Annotated in this window: 22 protein-coding genes, 1 pseudogene and 1 riboswitch; of the genes and pseudogenes, 7 read left to right on the forward strand and 16 right to left on the reverse strand. The window is 70.4% G+C overall.

The features are described 5' to 3' along the window. Positions 1 to 43: 43 nt before the first annotated feature. A pseudogene (locus tag VB059_RS06140) lies at positions 44 to 363 on the reverse strand (HigA family addiction module antitoxin). After that, positions 338 to 619, reverse strand: coding sequence for a type II toxin-antitoxin system RelE/ParE family toxin (locus VB059_RS06145; protein ID WP_323421144.1), 282 nt, complete (start codon positions 617 to 619; stop codon positions 338 to 340). Before VB059_RS06145 ends, VB059_RS06140 begins: the two are co-directional and overlap by 26 nt. Before the next feature lie 629 nt (positions 620 to 1,248). Here VB059_RS06145 and VB059_RS06150 point away from each other — a divergent pair. Then, the gene (locus tag VB059_RS06150; RefSeq protein ID WP_323421145.1) at positions 1,249 to 2,586 is read left to right on the forward strand and encodes an ATP-binding protein; all 1,338 of its coding nucleotides are present in this window, start codon (positions 1,249 to 1,251) and stop codon (positions 2,584 to 2,586) included. Positions 2,587 to 2,588: 2 nt separating this feature from the next. Then, complete coding sequence (locus tag VB059_RS06155; protein ID WP_323421146.1) at positions 2,589 to 3,185, forward strand: RloB family protein; 597 nt, start codon at positions 2,589 to 2,591, stop codon at positions 3,183 to 3,185. A gap of 292 nt (positions 3,186 to 3,477) precedes the next feature. On the opposite strand, the gene ychF is transcribed toward VB059_RS06155, so the two are convergent. The 4 genes from ychF to VB059_RS06175 all read right to left on the reverse strand — a co-directional run bounded on the left by ychF (position 3,478) and on the right by VB059_RS06175 (position 7,181). After that, positions 3,478 to 4,551 carry a redox-regulated ATPase YchF gene (ychF, locus tag VB059_RS06160; protein WP_323421147.1) on the reverse strand — a complete coding sequence of 358 codons (1,074 nt, stop codon included), beginning with the start codon at positions 4,549 to 4,551 and terminating at the stop codon, positions 3,478 to 3,480. A 77-nt stretch (positions 4,552 to 4,628) separates the two neighbouring features. Then, on the reverse strand, positions 4,629 to 5,165 hold the full coding sequence (locus tag VB059_RS06165; protein WP_323421148.1) for a DivIVA domain-containing protein: 537 nt from the start codon (positions 5,163 to 5,165) through the stop codon (positions 4,629 to 4,631). Between the two features lie 32 nt (positions 5,166 to 5,197). Beyond that, positions 5,198 to 5,773, reverse strand: a complete 576-nt coding sequence (locus VB059_RS06170) for a YceI family protein (protein ID WP_323421149.1) — start codon at positions 5,771 to 5,773, stop codon at positions 5,198 to 5,200. Between the two features lie 118 nt (positions 5,774 to 5,891). Beyond that, positions 5,892 to 7,181, reverse strand: coding sequence for a M18 family aminopeptidase (locus tag VB059_RS06175; protein ID WP_323421150.1), 1,290 nt, complete (start codon positions 7,179 to 7,181; stop codon positions 5,892 to 5,894). A gap of 94 nt (positions 7,182 to 7,275) precedes the next feature. Here VB059_RS06175 and VB059_RS06180 point away from each other — a divergent pair, with 94 nt between their 5' ends. Together VB059_RS06180 and ilvA are read left to right on the forward strand one after the other, a co-directional pair. Beyond that, on the forward strand, positions 7,276 to 8,541 hold the full coding sequence (locus VB059_RS06180) for a DNA recombination protein RmuC (RefSeq protein WP_323421151.1): 1,266 nt from the start codon (positions 7,276 to 7,278) through the stop codon (positions 8,539 to 8,541). A gap of 21 nt (positions 8,542 to 8,562) precedes the next feature. Continuing rightward, positions 8,563 to 9,849, forward strand: a complete 1,287-nt coding sequence (gene ilvA, locus VB059_RS06185; RefSeq protein ID WP_323421283.1) for a threonine ammonia-lyase IlvA — start codon at positions 8,563 to 8,565, stop codon at positions 9,847 to 9,849. 170 nt (positions 9,850 to 10,019) lie between these two features. Here the strand turns inward: ilvA and VB059_RS06190 are convergent, their stop codons facing one another. Then, the gene (locus VB059_RS06190) at positions 10,020 to 10,973 is read right to left on the reverse strand and encodes a pirin family protein (protein WP_323421152.1); all 954 of its coding nucleotides are present in this window, start codon (positions 10,971 to 10,973) and stop codon (positions 10,020 to 10,022) included. Between the two features lie 202 nt (positions 10,974 to 11,175). Next, the gene (locus VB059_RS06195) at positions 11,176 to 12,180 is read right to left on the reverse strand and encodes a 4-hydroxy-3-methylbut-2-enyl diphosphate reductase (protein WP_323421153.1); all 1,005 of its coding nucleotides are present in this window, start codon (positions 12,178 to 12,180) and stop codon (positions 11,176 to 11,178) included. Positions 12,181 to 12,218: 38 nt separating this feature from the next. On the opposite strand from VB059_RS06195, the gene xseA reads away from it, so the two are divergent. Further along, on the forward strand, positions 12,219 to 13,490 hold the full coding sequence (gene xseA / locus VB059_RS06200; protein WP_323421154.1) for an exodeoxyribonuclease VII large subunit: 1,272 nt from the start codon (positions 12,219 to 12,221) through the stop codon (positions 13,488 to 13,490). After that, positions 13,483 to 13,719 carry an exodeoxyribonuclease VII small subunit gene (locus VB059_RS06205; protein ID WP_323421155.1) on the forward strand — a complete coding sequence of 79 codons (237 nt, stop codon included), beginning with the start codon at positions 13,483 to 13,485 and terminating at the stop codon, positions 13,717 to 13,719. Before xseA ends, VB059_RS06205 begins: the two co-directional genes overlap by 8 nt. Before the next feature lie 3 nt (positions 13,720 to 13,722). On the opposite strand, the gene VB059_RS06210 is transcribed toward VB059_RS06205, so the two are convergent. The 5 genes from VB059_RS06210 to VB059_RS06230 form a co-directional block, all read right to left on the reverse strand. Then, the gene (locus VB059_RS06210; protein ID WP_323421156.1) at positions 13,723 to 14,319 is read right to left on the reverse strand and encodes a DUF4245 domain-containing protein; all 597 of its coding nucleotides are present in this window, start codon (positions 14,317 to 14,319) and stop codon (positions 13,723 to 13,725) included. A gap of 132 nt (positions 14,320 to 14,451) precedes the next feature. After that, the gene (gene moeB / locus VB059_RS06215) at positions 14,452 to 15,600 is read right to left on the reverse strand and encodes a molybdopterin-synthase adenylyltransferase MoeB (protein ID WP_323421157.1); all 1,149 of its coding nucleotides are present in this window, start codon (positions 15,598 to 15,600) and stop codon (positions 14,452 to 14,454) included. Beyond that, on the reverse strand, positions 15,597 to 16,430 hold the full coding sequence (locus VB059_RS06220) for a thiazole synthase (RefSeq protein ID WP_323421158.1): 834 nt from the start codon (positions 16,428 to 16,430) through the stop codon (positions 15,597 to 15,599). The genes moeB and VB059_RS06220 overlap by 4 nt, the downstream gene beginning before the upstream one ends. 7 nt (positions 16,431 to 16,437) lie before the next feature. After that, positions 16,438 to 16,671, reverse strand: a complete 234-nt coding sequence (gene thiS / locus VB059_RS06225) for a sulfur carrier protein ThiS (RefSeq protein WP_323421159.1) — start codon at positions 16,669 to 16,671, stop codon at positions 16,438 to 16,440. Then, entirely contained in the window at positions 16,668 to 17,945 is a 1,278-nt protein-coding gene (locus VB059_RS06230) for an FAD-dependent oxidoreductase (RefSeq protein ID WP_323421160.1), read from the reverse strand. Before VB059_RS06230 ends, thiS begins: the two co-directional genes overlap by 4 nt. Continuing rightward, positions 17,939 to 18,044, reverse strand: a riboswitch (TPP riboswitch). Its footprint overlaps the gene before it by 7 nt. An 18-nt stretch (positions 18,045 to 18,062) precedes the next feature. Between VB059_RS06230 and thiE the strand changes: the two genes are divergently transcribed. Next, a complete protein-coding gene (gene thiE / locus VB059_RS06235; RefSeq protein WP_323421284.1) occupies positions 18,063 to 18,743 on the forward strand; it encodes a thiamine phosphate synthase in 681 nt (226 codons plus the stop codon). 26 nt (positions 18,744 to 18,769) lie between these two features. Here thiE and VB059_RS06240 read toward each other — a convergent pair whose 3' ends face one another. From VB059_RS06240 to VB059_RS06250, 3 genes are all read right to left on the reverse strand, one after another. Further along, on the reverse strand, positions 18,770 to 19,453 hold the full coding sequence (locus tag VB059_RS06240; protein ID WP_323421161.1) for a transglycosylase SLT domain-containing protein: 684 nt from the start codon (positions 19,451 to 19,453) through the stop codon (positions 18,770 to 18,772). A gap of 183 nt (positions 19,454 to 19,636) precedes the next feature. Beyond that, positions 19,637 to 20,947, reverse strand: coding sequence for a PhoH family protein (locus VB059_RS06245; protein WP_323421162.1), 1,311 nt, complete (start codon positions 20,945 to 20,947; stop codon positions 19,637 to 19,639). A 327-nt stretch (positions 20,948 to 21,274) separates the two neighbouring features. After that, positions 21,275 to 22,084 carry an isoprenyl transferase gene (locus tag VB059_RS06250; protein ID WP_323421163.1) on the reverse strand — a complete coding sequence of 270 codons (810 nt, stop codon included), beginning with the start codon at positions 22,082 to 22,084 and terminating at the stop codon, positions 21,275 to 21,277. Positions 22,085 to 22,091: the final 7 nt, after the last annotated feature.

A 22,091-nucleotide genomic window follows, 5' to 3' on the forward strand; every position in this document is an offset into this window, starting at 1 on the left:
CAGAGCCCGTCGGCACGATGCAGGAATCAACCGGCGTCGACGGTCATGCAGTCTGCAGCGGCGTGATTGCAGCGACCGCGTCCCGCAGAGCGCGGCGCTCAAGTCGCAGCTCGTGGTTCGACTGCAGATTCATCCAGAACTCCTCGGACGTGCCGAAGTACCGGGCCAGGCGGATCGCCGTGTCCGCCGTGATTCCCCGCTTGCCATGCACGATCTCGTTGATCCGTCGCGGCGGTACGCCGATCGACACCGCCAGCTTGTTCTGCGTGATCCCGAACCCCTCGATGAAGTCCTGCATCAGATCTCCCCGGGATGGATCGGCTCGATCAGGTCGGAATCAGTGATAATCGACGAGTCCGACATCTTCGGCACCTCCTTCTCTCCAGACGAAGCAGATCCGCCACTGCGCGTTCACCCGGACGCTGTGCTGGCCATGACGATCGCCGACCAGTCGCCCCAAGCGGTTCCCCGGCGGGACCCGGAGGTCCTCGACATCCCTCACCGCATGGATCAGCTCGAGCTTCCGTAGCGTCGCGCGCTGCACCGTCCGATCAACACCTTTGACGTACTGCTCATGCCAGATGCGTTCAGTGTCCTTGCTGCCGAACGATCCGATCACACGACCATCGCATAACGGAGTGCGTCAATAACGCCGGACGTTAAATCGGAAATCGACCGCATTATGGCGCGTAACAACGTCTGCGCCGCGGACTCCGCAGCACCCTCGGGGTATCCATCCATCACATGACCCTTTGCTTCCAGACTTGACAGACCTGCAAGGAGAGTATTGATGTCGAGGCGCAAGAAGCAGGGGGCCTCGAGCGGGGGCGCAGCGCTTGGCCCGGCAGCAGCCCTACGGATAGGGGCGCGGCGGAGGTCATCGATGTCGACTCGAGTGAGGATGTCGACGTCACGTCGCCCTGAGGGAGATCGTATCGACCCACAAACCAGTGCAGCTCGGTCTCACACAGGTGCGTGGCGACCAACCCTGTCTCGACACCACAGCAGGGCACCTACGTCCGAGCAGCCCACTGCACGAGGGAGCAGGGCGCTGCATGATGACGAGGAGTTGATCGTGCTGGACAGCAATCAGCACACAACACAGAACCCTGTGGACGCAGGTCTCTGGGGCTCGCTCCACGCATCAGCCTCAACTCGCAAAGCACCCAGCATCGCATTGCTTTCCCAACCTGCCAACTTGCTCGAAAAACGTAAGAACGACTGTATTGAGCATGCTAGGGTCGCCATATGCTTCTTCTTAGCTTCACGGTGCGCAACCACAAGAGCATCCGGGACGAGATCACGGTCGATCTCGCGCGGCCGTCGCTGCGGACCCTTCGACCACGAGACGACGACTGGGGTGCTGTGACGTACCCGATCGCGGGGATCTTCGGCGGCAACGCGACCGGCAAGTCCGCTGTTCTGGATGCGCTCCGCTACACTTTTACGGCGATCAGTCTGTCTGCCACGGCCTGGCAGGCGTCGAAGTCGATGCACCGGGCACCGTTCCTGCTCGACGGAACCGCGCGCACCTCGTCGAGCATCTACGAGCTCGACTTTATCCACGACGGACGCCGTCATCTGTACGGCTTTGAGGTTGACCACGACGGGGTCAAGCGCGAGTGGCTGCGCGACGTACCGAGCTCGAGGTGGCGAACGCTGCTGGATCGCAACCGGAACACGGGCAGGCTAACGTTCCACCAGAGCCTACGCGCAAAGATCGAGGTGACCGGGCGTGAACTCGTGCTCAGCCGGGCGCTATTGCTGCCTGACTCGCCCTTATACCCGGTGGCTCATGATCTGGCCTCCGGCTTCGACTGCGTCCTAGTGAAGGACTCCCATCGCGAGGCGCGCCTGTCGAGCATCGCGGACTCGCTTGCAGAGGGGACCATCACCTTCACTGACCTCGAAGCCCTCCTCCAAGTCGCCGACATTGGCGTCGCGAAGGTCAGCATCGAGGAGACCAACATCCCCGAGCGCGTGCGCCGTGCCCTCGGCCGACTCCTCCGCGACTTGCGCGAAGAGGAGGACACGCCCCGTGCCCCTGCCACCGACGAAGACGATGACGGACTCAGCGACCTGAACGACGACCTGCTCGCTCAGGTGGTACGGCATCTGGTCTTTACCCATCGCGGCACTGCCGACAAGTGCCCCGAGTTCTCCATCCAAGATGAGAGTGACGGGACGATCGCCTGGCTCGCCATCGCGGTGCCGGCATTGGAGGCGCTGCGCGAGGGAGGGCTGCTCCTTGTCGACGAGATTGACGCGAGCCTGCATCCCCATTTACTCGAGGTCCTGCTGGGCGCGTTCGCAGATCCGCTGGTCAACACCCGGCAGGCGCAGCTCATCTTCACAAGCCACGAATCTTACGTCCTCTCGCCACTGAGCGAGGTGAAGCTGGAGCCTGAGCAGGTCTGGCTCACTGACAAGACCTACGAAGGGGTCACCGAGCTGACCTGCCTCGCCGATTTCCCGAAGCACCCCGACGCGAATGTAGAGCGGCGGTATCTCACCGGCCGGTATGGCGGGACGCCGCGGCTCTCGCCGAGCACGCTGGCCGCGCTCGTTGGCTCCGAGGAGCACTGAGGGTGGCAGCACGCACGCAAAGCAGGCGCACCAGCAGGCCCAAGAGACAGCCCGCCCGGCGCATCCTCGTGGTCACCGAGGGAACGCGGACGGAACCCCAGTACGTCGAGGGCCTGAATCGCTATCTGCGCAACGCGGGCGCGACAGCTGTCGTGAAAGCGGTCGCCGTGGGCAAGGACCCCATGAAGGTCGTCCGGAAGTGCATCGAGATCCGCGACAAGGCGGCGAGCAACGAGAAAGATTACGACGTCTGCGTCTGCCTCGTCGATGTCGACCAGCACGATGCGTTGCCGGCTGCCTGCCAGCTCGCCGCCCGCGAGTCGATCCTGCTGCTCGTGTCGAACCTCAAATTCGAAGCATGGCTGCGGTGGCACGTCGAGGACAAGCGCTCTACGCTGAGCACCACGCAGCTTGACGAGCTCACCGAGAAGCTGGGGCTGGTGACAAAGAAGATGCTCGCACCGACCTTCCCATTCCACGCCGTACACAGCGCATGTGAGATCGCTCGCCGAGCCGACCCCGAACTGGAATCCGGGAGGATAGGACCCGATCCCTCCTCGGCTATGCCGATCCTCGTGGATCTCATGCTGGGGCGGTGAGGGTGAGAAGATCATTGAGGCCGCGCCGTAGAACCTGAGCTTGCCTCGACCGGTGACCCTTTCCTGAGAACCCCGTTGCCTTGCCACCGGGAATCGATCCTGGCCCGTGTGACGCACGTCCGGCATCTCGCAGGAGCTGCCCTGCAGAGCCCGTCGTCGACAACCTGAACCGCTCGTCGGCGAATGTCACGATTAGAGACAGTCCGAATTGCGAATCAGCGCCGCGGCCTGACGGGTCCCTTACAGGTCAGCTTCTACCCAAGGCACAAAATACCGAGTCGGACGGGGTCTACTACACATTAAATCTAAATTCAACGACATCGCCGTCCTGCATGATGTAGTCCTTGCCCTCCAGGCGGAGCTTGCCGTGGGCCTTGGCCTCGGCCTCGGAGCCGTACGCCACCAGGTCGTCGAACGAGACGATCTGGGCCTTGATGAAGCCCTTCTCGAAGTCGGTGTGGATGACGCCGGCGGCCTGCGGCGCGGTCCAGCCCTGGTGGATGGTCCACGCGCGGGCCTCCTTGGGTCCGACGGTCAGGTAGGACTGCAGGCCGAGGGTGGCGAAGCCGACGCGGGCCAGCACGTCCAGGCCGGGCTCCACGACCCCCATCTCGGCGAGGAACTCGCGGGCCTCGTCCTCGTCCATCTCGACCAGTTCGGACTCGAACTTGGCGTCGAGGAAGATAGCCTCGGCCGGGGCCACCAGCGCCCGCATCCTGGTCTTCATGTCCTCGTCGCCCAGCTCGTCCTGGTCGCAGTTGAAGACATAGATGAACGGCTTGGCGGTGAGCAGGAAGAGTTCGCGCAGCGGCTCGAGGTCGAGCCCGGCGGCGTACACGCCCTGGCCCTCGGACAGCGTCTCGTAGGCCTTCTGCCAGGCCTCGTACCTGGGCTTGGACTCCTTCTTGATCCGCGCCTCCTTCTCGAGGCGCGGCAGGGCCTTCTCCAGCGTCTGGAGGTCGGCGAGGATCAGCTCGGTGGTGATCGTGTCGATGTCGTTGCCGGGGTTGATCGCTCCGTCGACGTGGGTGACGTCCGGGTCGTCGAACACCCGGGTCACCTGGCAGATCGCGTCCGCCTCACGGATGTTGGCGAGGAACGCGTTGCCCATCCCCTCACCCTGTGAGGCGCCCTTCACGATGCCCGCGATGTCGACGAAGGAGACGGTCGCCGGCAGGATCCGCTCGGAGCCGTACATGTCGGCGAGGACCTTCAGCCGCGGGTCCGGCACCCCCACCACACCGACGTTCGGCTCGATCGTCGCGAACGGGTAGTTCGCGGCGAGGACGTTGTTGCGGGTCAGCGCGTTGAACAGCGTTGACTTGCCCGCGTTGGGAAGACCGACGATTCCGATGGTGAGTGCCACGAGAGGTCAGTCTAGCCGAGAGGCATCGCGCCCTCGGCCGCCCGGAACCGGGCGGCCGGGTCACCCCTCGGAGCCGGTCAGTCGCGGCTCGCGGCGTCCCAGGCAGCCCCGTGCGCGTCGCGGCTGGCCAGGTCGTGCAGCCGGTCGAGCTGGCTGTTGAGCTGGTCCAGGACGCCCTTCATCTGGTCGTGCGTCACCCGGGCGTACGTCCGTACATAGTCGACCAGGTCGACGTCGGCCGCGTCGGCGACCCGCTGGCGGGCCTCCACCTCCGCGTCGGCCATCAGCTGGTCGGCCATCTGCTGGGCCTGGGTGAGGATGGCCTCGGCCTGGCCACCCGCCGGCGCGCTCGGCTCGACGACCGGAGCCGGGGCGTACGTGACCACCGGGGCGGGCGCGAATCCCTCCGGCGGCATCCCGCGGGTGGACTCGAGCTCGGCGCGCAGGTCGCGGTTGGTCTGCACCAGCCGGGCGTTCTCGTCCTGCAGGTCCTCGATCAGGTCGGCGAGATCGGCGAGGTAGTCGCTCACCTCGGTCGTCTCGAAGCCCCGCATCCGGACGCTGAATTCCTTGCGGCGGATGTTCTGCGGTGCCAGGTTTTCGCTGGTGGCCATCGTCTCCTCCTTCGCTGATCAGCTCGGCGTGGTCACTGATCGGCGCCCGCGGCGGGCCCGCTCTTGATGGCGCTGATCTCGAAATCGAGCTCGATCTTCTCCGAGACGAGCACACCACCGGTGTCGAGCGGCATGTTCCACTCCAGCCCGAAGTCACGGCGGTTCATCCGGCGCCTGCCGGCGAACCCGGCGCGGGTGCCGGCGCCGAAGGGATCCTCGGCGACGCCGATGACGTCGACCGGGACCACCACCGTCTTGGTGATGTCGCGGATGGTCAGCTCGCCGGTGACCATGAACGCCATGTCGTCGACCTCCTCCATGGAGGTGCTGACGAAGGTGATGTACGGGTACTTCTCGACATCGAAGAAATCAGCGCTGCGCAGATGCTCGTCACGCTGCGCGTTGCGGGTGTTCACGCTGGCCACGCCGATCCGTACCGCCACGGACGACAGCTCGGGACGATCCGCGTCGGCGTGGATCTTCACCTCGATGTCGTCGAACGCCCCACTGACCTTCGCCACCATGGCGTGGCGCGCCGTGAAACGGATCGTGGAGTGGGCGGGATCTGCCTCCCAATCGCCGCTCCAGGACGGATCGTAGTCGCTCATGCACACTCCAGATCGATGGTCACGGAGCCCCTCTGCGTACTCCCGGGGGCCGGGTGAGGCGAGACTAGCATGAGGGGTTCCCACCGCCCGTCCTTGCCCGGTGCAGCCTGATCACGTGTCAGGCGCCGGCCCAGTAGGCCGCCAGCACCCGTCGCAGCGCGTACGGATCGGCCGCACCACACATCTCCCGGGCGGAGTGCATCGACAGGATCGGCGCCCCGACGTCGACGGTGAGGATGCCCAGCCGCGTCGCCGTGATCGGCCCGATCGTCGACCCGCACGGCACCCCGTTGTGGGAGACGAAGACCTGCCCCTTCACCCCGGCGGCGCGGCACGCCCGACTCCACAGCGCCGCCCCCACCGCATCGGTGGAGTAGCGCTGGGCGGCGTTGACCTTCAGCAACGGGCCACCGTTGAGCACCGGCAGGTGGGCCGGGTCGTGCCGATCGGCGTAGTTCGGGTGGACCGCATGTCCCCCGTCGCTCGACATCACGCTGGAGCGGGCGTACATCCGGTGCAGACCGTCGACGTCGGCGCCCAGGGCGTGGCCGGTCCGGACCAGCACGTCCTCGAGGATCGGCCCGGCGGCGCCGGACCGGGTGTCCGACCCGACCTCCTCGTGGTCGAAGCAGGCCAGCACCTGGACATCGCCGGACGCCGACGGGACGTCGAGCAGGGCGGTGACCCCGGCGTGGACGCTGAGCAGATTGTCCATCCGGCCGCAGGCGTAGAACTCCCCCTCCGCACCGAACGCCGCAGGCGGTTGCACGTCGAACGTACGCAGGTCGAAGCCGGCGATCTCGTACGCCGCCAGCCCCGCCAGCCCGGCGACGTGACCGAGCACCGAGGCCCCCGGCCGACCGACCGACCAGACCGGGCGCAGATGCTGCTGCGGGTCGAGGACCAGCCCGTCATTGACCTTGCGGTCCAGATGGATGGCGAGCTGCGGGATCCGCATCAGCGGCCCGGTCCGCACCAGCCGCTCCTCGCCGGCCACCGTCACCAGCCGTCCGGCCAGGCCCAGCTCGCGGTCCAGCCAGGAGTTGCGCAGCATGCCGCCGTACACCTCGACGTTGACCAGCTGGTAATCCAGCACCGCGCTGTCGGGCGCCGGCTTGACCTGGAAGGCCGGGGAGTCGGTGTGTGCCCCGACGATCCGGAACCCGCAGTCCGGCCCGGCCCCCGCGGGGACCCGCCAGGCCACGACGGCCCCGCCGCGGACCAGGTAATGGCCTCCGGGCGTCACGTCCCAGGCCTCGGTCTCGTCCTGCCGGGCGAATCCCGCCACATCGAGCCGGCGCACCACCTCGGCCACGGCATGGAACGGGCCGGGCGCCGCCTGCACGAAGTGACCGAAGTCGTCGAGGTGGGCAAGCGCGTGCGCGTCGGGGAGCAGGGTCGTCGGCATGGACCCCATTCAACCCCTCCGGTGTGACAGCCCGATCGGGCCCCTCCAGGGCTGTCCCCGGGGTGATGTCAGTGGGCCCGATCAGACTGGTGCCATGATCACGACGGGCCCCGACCCCACTTCCCTCGTCCTCGGCATCGTCATCGGCATGCTGGCCGGTGTCCTGCTCACCCTGGCCGCTGGTCGGCTGTTCTCCCGCCGGGCACCGCACCACGGCGATGACGACGTGCTGTTCCAACGGTTCCGGGCGATGTCCGCCGATGCGCTGGAGCGCCAGGCGCTGAGCGCCGACCGGGCCGCCGACCAACGGATGTCCGCGACCGTCGAGGTCCTCCAGCCGCTCGAGCAGTCGCTGCACCGGCTGGAGCAGCGCCTCACCGATGTCGAGAAGGAACGCGTCGCGATGACCACCGACCTGCGCCACCAGGTGTCGGAGGTCCGCCTGACCGGGGAGCAGCTGCGTCGGGAGACCGCGGCGCTGGCCACCGCGCTGCGCAAGCCGCAGGTCCGCGGCGCCTGGGGAGAGACCCAACTGCAGCGGATCGTCGAGATCAGCGGGATGGTCGAGCACTGCGACGTCGACCTGCAGGTCTCTATCCCCACCAAGGACGGCACCCTGCGGCCCGACATGCGGGTCAACCTCGCCGGCGGACGCAACGTCTTCGTCGACTCGAAGGTGCCGCTGGCGGCGTTCCTCGACGCGATGGAGACCGACGACGAGGACGGCCGCGACGATCTGCTCGGCACCTTCGCCCGCCACGTCCGGACCCACATCGACCAGCTGGGCGCCAAGCGGTACTGGCGGTTGGCCGGTCTCAGCCCGGAGTTCGTCGTGCTGTTCCTACCCTCCGACGCGTTCCTCGCCGCCGCCCTGCAGCACGCCCCCGACCTGCACGAGTACGCCGCCGCCCGCGACGTCGTGCTCGCCACCCCGGCGACACTGATCGCGATGCTGAGGACCATCCAGCACAGCTGGCGCCAGGTCGCCCTGGCCGCCTCGACCGCGGAGGTGTACGCGATCGCCCGCGAACTGTACGAGCGGCTGGCGACGTTCGGTGATCACGTGGACCGGATCGGCCGTGGGCTGGGCAACGCGGTGCGCTCGTACAACGCGGCGGTCGGCTCACTGGAGAGCCGGGTGCTGGTGAGCGCCCGCCGGATGCGTGACCTGCAGGTGTCGCGGGACGAGCTGTCCGCCCCCTCGGTGGTGGACGACCCGTTGCGCGCGCCCAGTGCGGCGGAGCTGCTGAACGGGTCGAGGGCCGATGCGGTCGGGGCCCGGGCGGCGGACTCCGGGGCCGACCGGCAGCCCGACCCGTACGGAACAGCTACGGACCTGCTGAACGACGAGGCGAGCTGAGGGCAGAATGGCCCGGTGACCATGGAGATACCGCCGGCCTTCCAGTGGAACGGCGTCCGCGTCGCCGCTGACGCGGTGGAAGAGGCCAGCAAGCGGCTGAGCGGTGTCGTCCGCCGCACCCCGCTGCAGCGCAACGAGCGGCTCAGCAACCGCACCGGTGCCGATGTGTGGGTGAAGCGTGAGGACCTGCAACCGGTCCGCTCCTACAAGCTGCGCGGGGCGTACTACCTGATCAGCGGGCTGAGTGAGGCCGAACGGGCCGCCGGGGTGATCTGTGCCAGTGCGGGCAACCACGGCCAAGGAGTCGCGTTCGCCTGTCGGGCCCTCGGCATCCGGGGCCGGATCGTCTGCCCGACCGGCACGCCACGCCAGAAGCGCGACCGGATGGCGGAGATCGGCGGCGACATGGTCGACGTCGTGCTCACCGGGCGGACGTACGACGAGGCGGCCGCCTTCGCCACCGCGGAGGCGGCCCGGACCGGCGCCACCCTCGTGCCCGCTTTCGACGACCCGCGGACAGTGATCGGCCAGGGCACCGTGGCCCAGGAGATCGTCGAACAACTCGGCTCGGCCCCCGACATCCTGCTCGTCCCCGTCGGGGGCGGCGGACTGCTCGCCGGGATCCTCACCTGGATGCGGGAGCGCGCACCGCACACCCGGGTGATCGCCGTCGAGCCGACCGGCGCGGCGAGTCTGGCGGCCGCCCTCGCAGCCGGCGGGCCGGTCGACCTGGAGCACCTCGACACGTTCGTCGACGGCACCGCGGTCCGCCGGGTCGGTGACTGCCCGTACGCGGTCGCAGCACGGCAGCGCCCGATGACGGTCAACGTGCCGGAGGGCGCGGTCTGCTCGGAGATGCTGGAGATGTACCAGGTGGACGGCATCATCGCCGAGCCTGCCGGGGCACTGGCGACCGCCGCCCTGCGCACCGGTGTGATGGTGGGCCAGGACCAGACCGTGGTCGCCATCGTGTCCGGCGGCAACAATGACGTCTCCCGCTACGCCGAGGTGATCGAGCGCTCCCTGGTCTGGGAGGGACGCAAGCACTACTTCCTGGTCAACTTCTCCCAGGAGCCCGGGGCGCTGCGGTCGTTCCTCGATGAGGTGCTCGGCCCGGACGATGACATCGTGCTGTTCGAGTACGTCAAGCGCAACGACCGTGAGCTGGGGCCTGCCCTGGTGGGCATCGAGCTCAGCGAGCCGACCGACCTGGCGGCCCTGCTGGCCCGGATGGACGCTTCCCCGGTCGAGTGCGAACGGCTCACCGCGAACAGCCCGGCCTACCGCTTCCTGGTCGCCGGCGGCTGATACCGGGCCGGCGGGGAGATACCGGGCCGCCGGGGAGACACCGCGCCGCCGGGGCCGTGCGGCCACCGAACGGAACGAATCTGCGGCGCCGACACCCACCGGTTACGGCTCGACCCCCGTCGCGGCTCGATCGCCGCCGTGTCGCGGCCCCGTCAGGGCCCCGCTACCGCTCAGCCGCGGGGGCGCAGGTGGACCGGCGGCAGCAGGGGCGCCGGGATCGGCGACTCCCGGTCGGTGAGCGCCGTGACCGGGCCGTACTGGCGCGGGTTGGTGCCCTCTCCGTCGCTGTGCCCGATCGCCGCCTGCCAGTTCGCCCGGTAGTTGGCGATCTCGGCGTGGGTGCGGCCGAGGAAGTTCCACCACATGATGATCTGCTCCCCGAACGGCGCCCCGCCGATCAGCACGATGCGGGTCGGCCGCGGGCCGGGCTCCTCCCGACGCAGCACGATCCGGGCACGTCCCGGCGCCAGGTAACCCAGCTCGTCGACGTCGATCCGCTCGCCGTCGACGCTGATCGCACCGGAGTCGGCGAGCAGCCCGTACTCCCAGTCGGGGTCGAGGTCGAGCGCCAGCTCACCCTCACCGAGGACGATCTCGGCGCCGACCAGCGGGCTGAACGTGCCGACGGGTGAGGACGCACCGGCCAGCCGCCCGAGGAAGACACTCAGCCGGTGGCCGTCGACCTCGACCGGGTCGGGCTCGTAGTGGTCGAACCGCGGGGCGGTCAAGCGGTCCGCGGCCGGCAGCGCCGTCCACAGCTGCACGCCGTGCAGCTCCGGGCTGTCCTGCGTCGAGTACTCCGAGTGGTTGATCCCCCGCCCTGCGGTCATCAGGTTGAGCTGTCCGGGACGGACCACCATCCGCGTCCCGAGCGAGTCGCGATGCTCGACCTTACCGGAGAACAGCCAGGTGACGGTCTGCAGCGCCGTGTGCGGGTGCGGGGCCACGCGCATCCCGCCGTGCTCGGCCGGATCCTCCGGGCCGAAGTGGTCCAGGAAGCACCACGCGCCGATCAGCGACCGGTGTCGGTCCGGCAACGTCCGCCGGACCCGCAGTCCGCCGGTGGGGGCCAGCACCGCGTCACGAGGACGGACGATCTGGACCGGTGCGGGCTCCACTGTCATGGCCACTCCCTGGGCTGTGCGATCGACGGGGATCCGGTGGCACCGCTGCCGATGAACCGGTCGCACCGAAGATCCGGTGCGACCGGCGACGGTGATCGGGCCGTTCCGGTGGCGTACGCACCGCCGGCCGGGGCCCGCGGTGCAGCTCCGGCGTCAGGTGCGGCTCCGACACTACCGGGATCCGCGGGCCCCGGGTGTGGACTCAGCCGCGGGTGCCGCGGCGCGACGTCCGCAGCTCGTGGGGCAGCGCGAAGGTGAGGTTCTCCTCGACCAGTTGCTCCTGCTCGGCCGGCGGGAAGCCCTGCTCCTGCAGGTAGGCCAGCACACCCTCGACCAGGCTCTCCGGCACCGAGGCGCCCGAGGTCACGCCGACCGACGACACCCCCGCCAGCCAGGCGGGATCGATCTCTTCGGCCTGGTCGATCCGGTGGGCCGACGTCGCGCCCGCTTCCAGGGCGACCTCGACGAGCCGGACCGAGTTGGAGGAGTTGGCCGAGCCGACGACGATGACGAGGTCGGAGTGGGCGGCGATCTGCTTCACCGCCGACTGCCGGTTCTGGGTGGCGTAGCAGATGTCGTCACTGGGCGGGTCGATCAGGTGCGGGAACTTGGCCCGCAGCCGGTCCACCGTCTCCATCGTCTCGTCGACGCTCAGGGTCGTCTGGGACAGCCAGGCGACCCGGTCCGGGTCGGCCACGGCGAGCTCGTCGACGTCGGCGGGGTGCTCGACCAGGGTGATGTGGTCGGGCGCCTCGCCCGAGGTGCCCTCGACCTCCTCGTGGCCGCTGTGGCCGATGAGCAGGATCTGGACGCCCTGGTTCGCGAACCGCTTCGCCTCGTGATGCACCTTCGTCACCAGCGGGCAGGTCGCGTCGATGGTCCGCAGCCCTCTCGCCTCGGCCTCCGCTTTCACCACCGGGGACACCCCGTGCGCGGAGAAGATCACCAGCGAGCCGTCGGGCACCTCGTCGAGCTCGTCGACGAACACCGCGCCGCGCTCCGACAGCGTCTCGACGACATGCTTGTTGTGGACGATCTGCTTGCGGACGTAGATCGGGGCCCCGTGGATGTCCAGCGCCTTCTCCACCGTCTGGACCGCACGATCGACGCCGGCGCAATAGCCGCGCGGCGCCGCCACCACGACCCGCTTCACCGCCGCCGGCTGCGAAGCGGCGCTGGTGGGATCGGATCCGGAGGGAGTCGTCATGGCAGCCAGTGTAGGCGGGCCGTCGTAGGGTGAGCCTCGTGCCTGCCGACCGGAAGATCACCTCCACCCCGGAGAACCCGCAGCCCCTGCGCGCCATCGCGCAGGCCGTACGGAACTGGGTGGAGCGGTTGGGCGAGGTGTGGGTCGAGGCCCAGGTGATCGAGCTCAACCGACACCGCAACGGCACCGTCTATCTGACCCTGCGCGACCTCACCGAGGAGGTCTCGGTGCAGGCCAGCTGCCCGGTGCGGACGCTGGACATCGCCGGGCCGGTCACCGCCAACACCACCGTCGTGACCCGGGTCCGGCCCCGCTACTGGTACAAGAACGGCCGCCTCACGTACGAGCTGCTCGAGATCCGCCCGTCCGGGGAGGGCCGGCTGCTCGCCCACCTCGAACAGTTGAAGCGGCTGCTGCAGGCCGAGGGGCTGTTCGACCCGGTCCACAAGCGGCCGTTGCCGTTCCTGCCCCATTGCGTCGGGCTGGTCACCGGCGCCGACTCGGCTGCCGAGCGCGACGTCCTGGAGAACATGCGCCGCCGGTGGCCCGCGGTCGAGGTGGCCGTGCGTCACACCCCGGTGCAGGGACCCCAGGCCGCCACCGCCGTGATCGGTGCGCTCGCCGACCTGGACGCCGACCCTGCCGTCGACGTGATCATCATCGCCCGCGGCGGCGGCTCGCTGGAGGACCTGCTGCCGTTCAGCGACGAAGGGCTGGTGCGCGCCGTCGCCCGGGCCCGTACGCCCGTGGTCAGCGCCATCGGGCACGAGCCCGACCAGCCCATCCTCGACCTGGTCGCCGACCTACGCGCCTCCACCCCCACCGACGCCGCCAAGCGGGTGGTGCCCGACGCCGCGACCGAGCTGGGGCACCTGCACACCGTGCGCGGCCGGCTGGACCGGGCGATGGAACGTACGGTCGCGACCCGCGCCGACGAACTGGCAGCACTGCGGTCCCGCCCGGTGCTGCGAGCCCCGACCGGCACCCTCGACCTGCACGCGGAGCGTCTCATCGCGCTGCGCCACCGGGCGCTGCGCGCGGTCGACAACCGGCTGCGCGCCGAGGAGAACGGCCTGCGCGCGGCCCGCGAGCACGGGCGTGCACTGTCGCCGCGCTCGACACTGGAGCGCGGATACGCCATCCTGCTCGACGCCGACGACCGGCCCGTCACCTCGACGCGCGAGGTCGACGAGGGGGACGGCCTGGTGGCCCGGTTGGCGGACGGCAGCATGGTGGTCCAGGTCGTCGAGATCGACGGCCGCCAGGACGGTTTCGAGGACGGGTACAAGGAGGGAGGCTTCGATGAGTGAGGCCCGGACGGGTGACCAGCAGGGTCATGGACTGAGCTACGAACAGGCGCGCGACCAGCTGGTCGAGATCGTGCAGAAGCTGGAGTCCGGCGGCGCCTCGCTGTCGGAGTCGCTCGCCCTCTGGGAGCGCGGCGAGCAGCTGGCCGACATCTGCCAGTCGTGGCTGGACGGCGCACGCTCGAGGATCGAGGCCGCCCGCGACCGCCGGACACCGCCTCCCGGGCAGTAGCGGTCAGTGCGTGCCGAGGGAGGAGGCCATCGCCTCCAGCCCCTCGTACGGCGCATCCGCGGTCACCGCGAGGATGTAGCCGTTCTCACGGAGCGCCAGTACGCGGGTGCGACCGTCGGGTGAGACCCACCGCTCCCACTGCTTGCCCTCGACCGTCGAGGTGCCGTCCGGGCTGCCGTCGCGGCTGAGACGGCGGATCACCCGGCCGGGATCATCGTCGGACTCGTTCACCGCGTAGTAGGTCTTCGACTGGTCGAGGCCGCCCCACAACCATTCGTCGGTCGACGAGGCCCCGTCGCCGGAGCGCGAGGAGGCGCCCTTGGGCACCCAGGACGCCTGGGTGACGACCCAGCCGCCCTCGCCGGTGGGCAGGTTGACCGGGGCGTAGACCGGGTACGGGGCCTCGGCCCGGGCCTGGGCGATCATCGGGGTGGGGTCGACCGGCTGGACCGGGTAATCGGACAGGTTGTTCGTGTAGAGCCAGGTGATCAGCAGGATCGGCACCATGACCACGCCCAGCGAGAGGAGCATGTCGCGCATCGTCCGGGACTTCCTGGTCTTCTGCACGCGCAGCTGCGGGGTGACGGTGGGATCAGCCATGCGCCCCATCATCACAGATCACCCAAGAGGCGCCACAGTCGTCCGGCGCCGTGTGCCGTCATGCGCGCCGCCCGCCACACACCGCAGCGCCCGCTCCGCCGCAGCGCTCCGCCGCAGCGCCGGGGTCACCGGTCAGTAGACCGGCCCGCCGTGCTCGCGGCTCCAGGCCAACACGCCCCCGGTGAGGTTGCGCAGCCGCACCCCGTCCGGGGCATCCTGCTGCAGCAGCGCGACCGCCTCGGCGGACCGGCGACCCGACTTGCAGTAGACGACCACGTCCTGCGCCCCGTCGAGCAGGTCGGCCACCGCCTCCCAACCGCCGGCGCGCACCTCGGCGAGGGGCATCCAGACGTCGTCGGGCACGGTGACGACCTGGCGTTCCCAGTCGTCGCGGACATCGAGCAGGACCGGTGCGGTCCCCTCGGCCCGGGCGGCGGCGAGCTCGGTGACGGTGGTGGAGTCCACCCGCGGACAGGCCGTGTCGGCGCACGCCTCGACCGCCTCGGCCAGCGAGGTGACCGGCGGGCGGTCCGGATCAGGCACCAGCCGCAGGGTGTGCTGGTCGGCCCGCAGGGCGTCATGGACGAGCACCCGGCCGACCAGCGGCTCCCCCAGACCACAGATCAGCTTGATCGCCTCGGTGGCCATCGCCGACCCGATCGATCCGCACAACGCGCCGAAGACGCCGCCCTCGGCACAGGACGGCACCGAGCCGGCCGGCGGGATGTCGGGGAACAGGTCGCGCAGCATCGGCCCCTCGCCGGGCCAGAACACGCTGACCTGTCCCTGGAACCGGAAGATCGTCCCCCAGACCAACGGAGTGCCGGTGAGTTCGGCGGCGTCGTTGGACAGGTAGCGGGTGGCGAAGTTGTCCGCCCCGTCGAGGACCAGGTCGTACGCCCCGAACAGCTCAACAGCGTTGTCGCCGTCGAGCCGGTCCACGTACGCCTCGACACGCAGTGCCGGGTCGAGGCGGAGCAGGGCGTCGCGGGCGGACTCGGCCTTGGGCCGGCCGAGGTCCTCGGTGCGGTGCAGCACCTGGCGCTGCAGGTTGGACAGATCGACGACGTCGTCGTCGATCACGCCGAGCGTCCCGACACCGGCGGCGGCCAGGTAGAGCAGGGTCGGCGCACCGAGCCCGCCGGCGCCGATCACCAGCACCCGGGCCGCCCGCAGCCGACGCTGCCCCTCGACCCCGACGCCGGGCAGGGTGAGGTGGCGGGCGTAGCGGCCCGCCTCGGCCGCCGTCAGTGGTGCGCCCGGCTCGACCAGTGGCCTCACAACGCGTCCTCCTCGCGGGCTCCGGTGATCATCCCCTCCAGCGGACTGGAGGCCAGCGCCAGCGTACGTCGCGGGATCCGCCCGGCCAATCGGGCCCGCAGGCCGGCGTCGACGGCCGACCGCATCGCCCTCGCCATTCCCACCGCATCCTGGGCCCGGGTGACCGCGGTGGCGAGCAGCACCGCGTCACAGCCCAGTTCCATCGCCAGGCAGGCGTCGGAGGCCGTGCCGATGCCGGCGTCCAGGACGACGGGCACCTGTGCCCGGGAGACGATCAGGGCGATGTTGTGCGGGTTGAGGATGCCCAGGCCGGTGCCGATCGGCGCCCCGGCCGGCATCACTGCAGCCACCCCGACGTCCTCCAGACGGCGGGCCAGCACCGGGTCGTCATTGGTGTAGGCGAGCACCACGAACCCGCGACCGACGAGGTCCTCCGCGGCGCGGGCGAGCTCGACCGGGTCGGGCAGCAGGGTGTCCTCGTCGGCGATGACCTCGAGCTTGACCCAGTCGGTCTCCAGCGCCTCGCGGGCGAGTTCGGCGGTCAGGACGGCGTCGCGGGCGGTGTAGCAGCCGGCGGTGTTGGGCAGCGCGCGGATGCCGAGCCGGTCGAGCAGCGCGAAGACGGACTCCCGCCCCTGCGGCCCGTAGCGGCGCATCGCGACGGTGGTGAGCTCGGTGCCGGAGGCGACCAGGGCCTTCTCCAGGGTGGCCAGGGAGGTGGCGCCGCCGGTGCCCATCACCAGCCGGGAGCCGAACGACGTGCCGGCGATGACGAGCGGGGCGGGCTGGGCGGTGGAACCGCCGGCAGGACTGCTGGTCGGGATGCTCATGGTGCTCCTAGCCGCCCTGGACGGCGGTGACGATGTCGATCCGGTCGCCCTCGGTGACCGGGGTGGCGGCCCAGCGGCCACGCGGCAGGACGGCCAGATCGACCGCCACGGCCATGCCGAGCCGGCCCCCGTCGAGCGGGCGGCCGTCCGGACCGAGCGGGCGGCCGGTGCGGGTGGCGACGAGGTCGAGAACGGTCTCCCCCGCCGCGGGTGCGTACGGCTCGCCGTTGACGGTGGTCATCGGGCCATCACCCGGGCGAAGCGGCGCGGATCCACCGCGGCGGCGGTCTCGGGCTCGATCTCCCGGCCGGCGACCAGATCCGCGCCGAGGCGGGCACCGAGGGCACTCAGCAGGATGCCGTGCCGGAAGTAGCCGGTGGACACGGTCAGGCCGGGGGCGACCCGGCCGATCAGCGGGACATCGTCGGGGGTGCCGGGGCGGGCCCGGGCAGTGACCTCCAGCACCTCGCACTCGAGCACCCCGGGGACGAGACGCTGGGCGTCGCGGAGCAACTGGTGCACCCCGCCGACGCTGGGGCCGGCCAGCCCGTCCTCCCGCGAGGTCGCCCCGATGACCAGGGTGCCGTCCTCGCGAGGCACCAGGTACACCGGGACTCCGTGGACCAGCCCGCGGACCGTACGGGTGACCAGCGGCCGGAGGCGCTCGGGCACGCGGACCCGCAGGATGTCCCCCCAGACCGGGCGCAACGGCAGGTCGAGCCCCTCGGGCAACCCGTCGAGCCCACCGGAGGCCAGCCCGGCGGCGACGAGGACCTCGTCGGCGGCCAGGGTGGTGCCGTCGGCGAGGCGTACGCCGACCACGCGCCGACCGTCCCGGGCTTCCCCGGCATCCGCGTTGTCCCTGGCGTCTGCACTGTCCGGAGCATCTGCACTGTCTCGGGCTTCCCCGCTCCGGCGCAGGCCGCTGACCTGCTGGCGGACCACCGTGCCGCGCTGCTCGAGCACCTCGAGGATGGCGGCCATGATCCGGCGGGGGTCGACCTGGTGGTCGTCGGGGATCCGGACCGCCCCGACCACTCCCGGTCCGAGTGCCGGCTCGAGCTGCCGGGCGGTGGCCGAGGAGATCTCCTCGAGGTCCATGCCCAGGCGTCGCTGCAACCCCGTGAGGTCGGCGAGCGCGCGCCGGTCGGCGGCGTCCCCGGCGCAGACCAGCGTCTCGGTGGTGAGATGACCGACCGGACGGCCCACGCCGGCCGCGACCCGGCCGGCGAGCAGCGGCCACAGCTGGGCGGCCGACACCATCAATCCGTAGAGCGTCGGCTGGTCCCAGACCACCTCGGACGCGGGGGCCAGCATGCCGGCGGCGGCGAAGCTCGCCCCCGACATCGGCTCGGGGTCACAGACGGTGACGTCCCAGCCGGCCTCGAGGAGTTCCCACGCGGTGGTCAGGCCGATGATGCCGGCGCCCACGATGATCACGGAGCCCGGCCGGTGTCCCGGGCCCGGCTGGGGTGCCGGGCCCGACCGGGGCCCGGAGATACGCTGCTCGACCACGAGCATTCCTTTCCTACGGCGGCATGATCCGCATCAGGTGCAGCGGTCGGCACGAAGCCCTCTCAGCCCTCACCTCGTGGGGCTCCCGCAGAATTGCTCTCCTACTATAGGCGCGTGATGCCGACGCGGACCCCCTCCCCCCTGCCCGAGCCGACGGTCCGGGCCCACCGGCTGGCGGCCCTGGACGCCGCACGGCTCTACCTGTGCACCGACGCCCGCTCCGAGCAGGGCGACCTGGAGACGTTCCTGCACGCTGCCTACGACGGTGGGGTGGACATCATCCAGCTGCGGGACAAGCGCCTCGAGGCGCGTGACGAGATCGCGGCCCTGGAGCTGCTCGGCCGGGTCGCCGCCGAGCACGACAGGCTGTTCGCGGTGAACGACCGGGCCGACATCGCACTGCTCGTCGGCGCCGACGTGCTCCACGTCGGACAGGGCGACCTCACCACCGAGCAGGCCCGGACGGTGCTGGGGCCGGAGGTGCTGATCGGACGCTCGACGCACACCCTCGACCAGGCCCGGGAGGCGGCCGGAGATGCCGGGCTGGACTACTTCTGTGTCGGCCCGGTGTGGGCGACCCCCACGAAGCCGGGCCGTACGGCGGTCGGGCTCGACCTGGTCGCCGATGCGGCCGGGATCGGCGACAAACCGTGGTTCGCGATCGGCGGGATCGACCTCGAGCGGGTGCCGCAGGTACGGGCCGCCGGGGCGGAGCGGATCGTCGTGGTCCGCGCCATCACGCAGGCCCCGCGGCCGCGGGAGGCGGCGACGCTGCTGCGGAACGCCCTGTTGGGGTGACCGACGACGTTGGGGTGACCGTCGACTCAGTACCAGCCGTGGGAGGACTTGAACGACCAGGCCTGGCACGGGGTGCCGTAGCGCTCCTTGACGTAGCCCAGTCCCCAGCGGATCTGGGTGACGGGATTGGTGCGCCAGTCGGAGCCGGCGGAGGCCATCTTGGAGCCGGGCAGGGCCTGCGGGATGCCGTACGCCCCCGATGACGGGTTGGTGGCCGACGGGTTCCACTCCGACTCGCGCATGATGATCTGGTCGTAGCACTGCCACTGGGCCGCTCCCCAGCCGAACTCCGCCTGGGCGATCTGCTGGGCGACGGCGCGGGGTGCCCCGGAGTACGATCCGCTCCCGGACGAGGCCTGCTGGGCTGCCTTGTCCGCCGCCGCCTTGTCGGCGGCAGCCCTGGCCGCGTCGCTCAGGGTCTGCTGGTTGGCACTGATCGCGGCAGCCAGTTGCTGTTGCTGCTGGGCCCGGTCCCCGGCGATCTGGTCGAGGGCGGGCCGCTCGAGGTCACGGGAGACCTGGTCGACGCGGGCCGCGAGATCCTCGGCCGACGGGGTCGCGGCAGTGCTGGCTGCGACGCTGGCCGCCGGGGCGGGCTCGGCCTCGAGCGAGGCCTGGCGGTGGAGCACCAGGGGTGTCACGGCGACGGCCAGGGCCAGGACACCGGACGTGGCGGTGGTCATCAGCAGGGGGACACGACGTACGTTCATCGTGATCATCCTGTGACATTTACCCAACCGTTATCAAATCGGCGTGGCTCCGTACGGCACCCAGGGGCCCAGCCGCCCCGGCCTCGGCCCGACCCCGGCCCCGGCCCCGACCCCGACCCCGACCACCCTGTCCGATCGCCCCGCGGACCGGTCCCCGACCGGCTCCGGCCCGGGTTCAGCGCCTCACAGCAACGGATCCTCGAGCAGGTCGGTGACCAGCGCGGCGATCGGCGATCGCTCCGAGCGGGTCAGCCGGACGTGGGCGAACAACGGGTGGCCCTTGAGCTTCTCCACCACCGCCACGATCCCGTCATGGCGCCCGACCCGGAGGTTGTCGCGCTGGGCCACGTCGTGGGTGAGGACGACCCGGGAGTTCTGCCCGACCCGGCTCAGCACGGTGAGCAGGACGTTGCGCTCCAGCGACTGGGCCTCGTCGACGATGACGAAGGCATCGTGCAGTGAGCGGCCGCGGATATGGGTCAGCGGGAGCACCTCCAGCAGGCCGCGGTCGAGCACCTCGTCGATGACATGCCGGTGGGCCACGGCACCGAGGGTGTCGAAGACGGCCTGGGCCCAGGGCGCCATCTTCTCGCCCTCGGCGCCCGGCAGGTAGCCCAGTTCCTGCCCGCCCACCGCGTACAGGGGACGGAAGACGATCACCTTCTCGTGCTGCTCGCGCTCCAGCACCGCCTCCAGGCCGGCACCGAGGGCCAAGGCCGACTTGCCGGTGCCGGCGCGCCCACCGAGTGAGACGATCCCCACACTCGGGTCGAGGAGCAGGTCGAGGGCGATCTTCTGCTCGGCGGAGCGGCCGTGGATGCCGAACGCCTGCACCTCCGAGCGGACCAGGCGGACCTGCTTGCCGGCGGTGACCCGGCCGAGCGCCGACGAGCCGGCGCCCGACAGCACCAGCCCGGTGTGGCACGGCAGATCACGGGCGGCGTCCAGGTCGATGACACCCTCCGCGTAGAGCCGCGACAGGTCGCCGGCGCCGACCGCCAGCTCGGCCATCCCGGTCCAGCCGGTGTCGGTGACCAGCTCGTTGCGGTACTCGTCGGCCTCCAGGCCCACCGCCGAGGCCTTGACCCGCAGCGGGATGTCCTTGGTGACCAGGGCGACGTCGGCCCCCTCGGCCTGGTAGTTGATCGCGACGGCCAGGATCCGTGAGTCGTTGTCGCCGAGCTGGAACCCGACCGGCAGGCGCGCCGGGTCGGTGTGGTTGAGCTCGACGTGGAGCGTGCCGCCCCGGTCGTTGATCGGCACCGGGGCGTTGAGATGACCGTGCATCACCCGCAGGTCGTCCAGGAAGCGCAGCGCCGCCCGGGCGAAGTAGCCGAGTTCGGGGTGGTGGCGTTTGGCCTCCAGTTCGGTGATCACCACGATCGGCACGACGACGTTGTGCTCGTCGAAACGGGAGAGAGCCCGCGGATCACTGAGCAGCACCGAGGTGTCGATCACGTACGTACGACGCCCGGTAGAAGTCTTCTCCTGCACGATGCTTCCTTCCGGCACGACCGCGCGTCAGCGACGCCCGGCCATGCGCGCTACGTGGATGGCCGGAATGCGGCGGTGCCTTCGGAAAGGTCCCGCATCGATGGTCCGCAGGGGGTCATCAATGTTCCTTCCGGACGGGTGGCTTCTCCTCCACCCGTGACCCCAACCTAGCCACGCCGAGCAAGCTCGACAGCATGTCGACGGCACGTCACGAGGAATTCACCCGGTGGCGGGCCGGCGCCCACCCACGCGTCACCTGCCCCTCGTCGAACCGGGGTGCAGGCCGCGACCCGAGGCGACGATCAACGATCGGGACGGACGGCCCGATCAGCGGCCGTAGCGGCGTTCACGCTGGGCGTACGACCGCAGTGCGCGGATGAAGTCGACCTTGCGGAAGTCGGGCCACAGGGCTTCGCAGAAGTAGAACTCGCTGTGCGCCGACTGCCACATCAGGAAGCCGGACAGGCGCTGCTCACCCGAGGTGCGGATGATCAGGTCGGGGTCGGGCTGGCCCGCGGTGTAGAGGTGCTCGGCGATCTCATCGATGTCCAGGGTCTCGGCGACCTCCTCGATGGTGTGCCCCTGGCCGGCCTTCTCCCGGAGCAGGTCCCGGACCGCGTCGAGCAGCTCGTGGCGCCCGCCGTACGACACCGCCACGTTGATGTGCATCCCGTCGGAGTCGCGGGTCGCCTGCTCCGCGGCCCGCAGCCGCTCGGCGACCCTCGCCGGCAGCAGATCGAGCGCTCCCACCGGCTGCACCCGCCAGCGTCCGGTGGCCGCCATGTCCTCCACCAGGTCGGCGATCACCTCCAGCAGCGGTTCCAGCTCGCCGGCGTCCGCGCGCCGCAGGTTGTCGGTCGACAGCACCCAGAGGGTGACGATCGAGATGCCGAGCTCGTCACACCACTCGACGAATTCCTTCAGCTTGGCGGCGCCCGCCCGGTAGCCGGTGACCAGCGGCTGCCCCGGCGCGTTGGCCCGGGCCCATCGGCGGTTGCCGTCGGCGAGGACAGCGACATGCTGGGGTAGGGCAGTCGGATCGAGCTCCGCAGTCAGCCGGTGCTCATAGGTCGAGTACAGCAGAGTGGCGGGGTGCAGTCGATCGACGAGCTCGCGGAGGCTGTCGAGTCGGGACATGGGTCAA

Origin of the sequence: Raineyella sp., assembly GCF_034933565.1 — a bacterium.
Taxonomy (GTDB): domain Bacteria; phylum Actinomycetota; class Actinomycetes; order Propionibacteriales; family Propionibacteriaceae; genus Raineyella.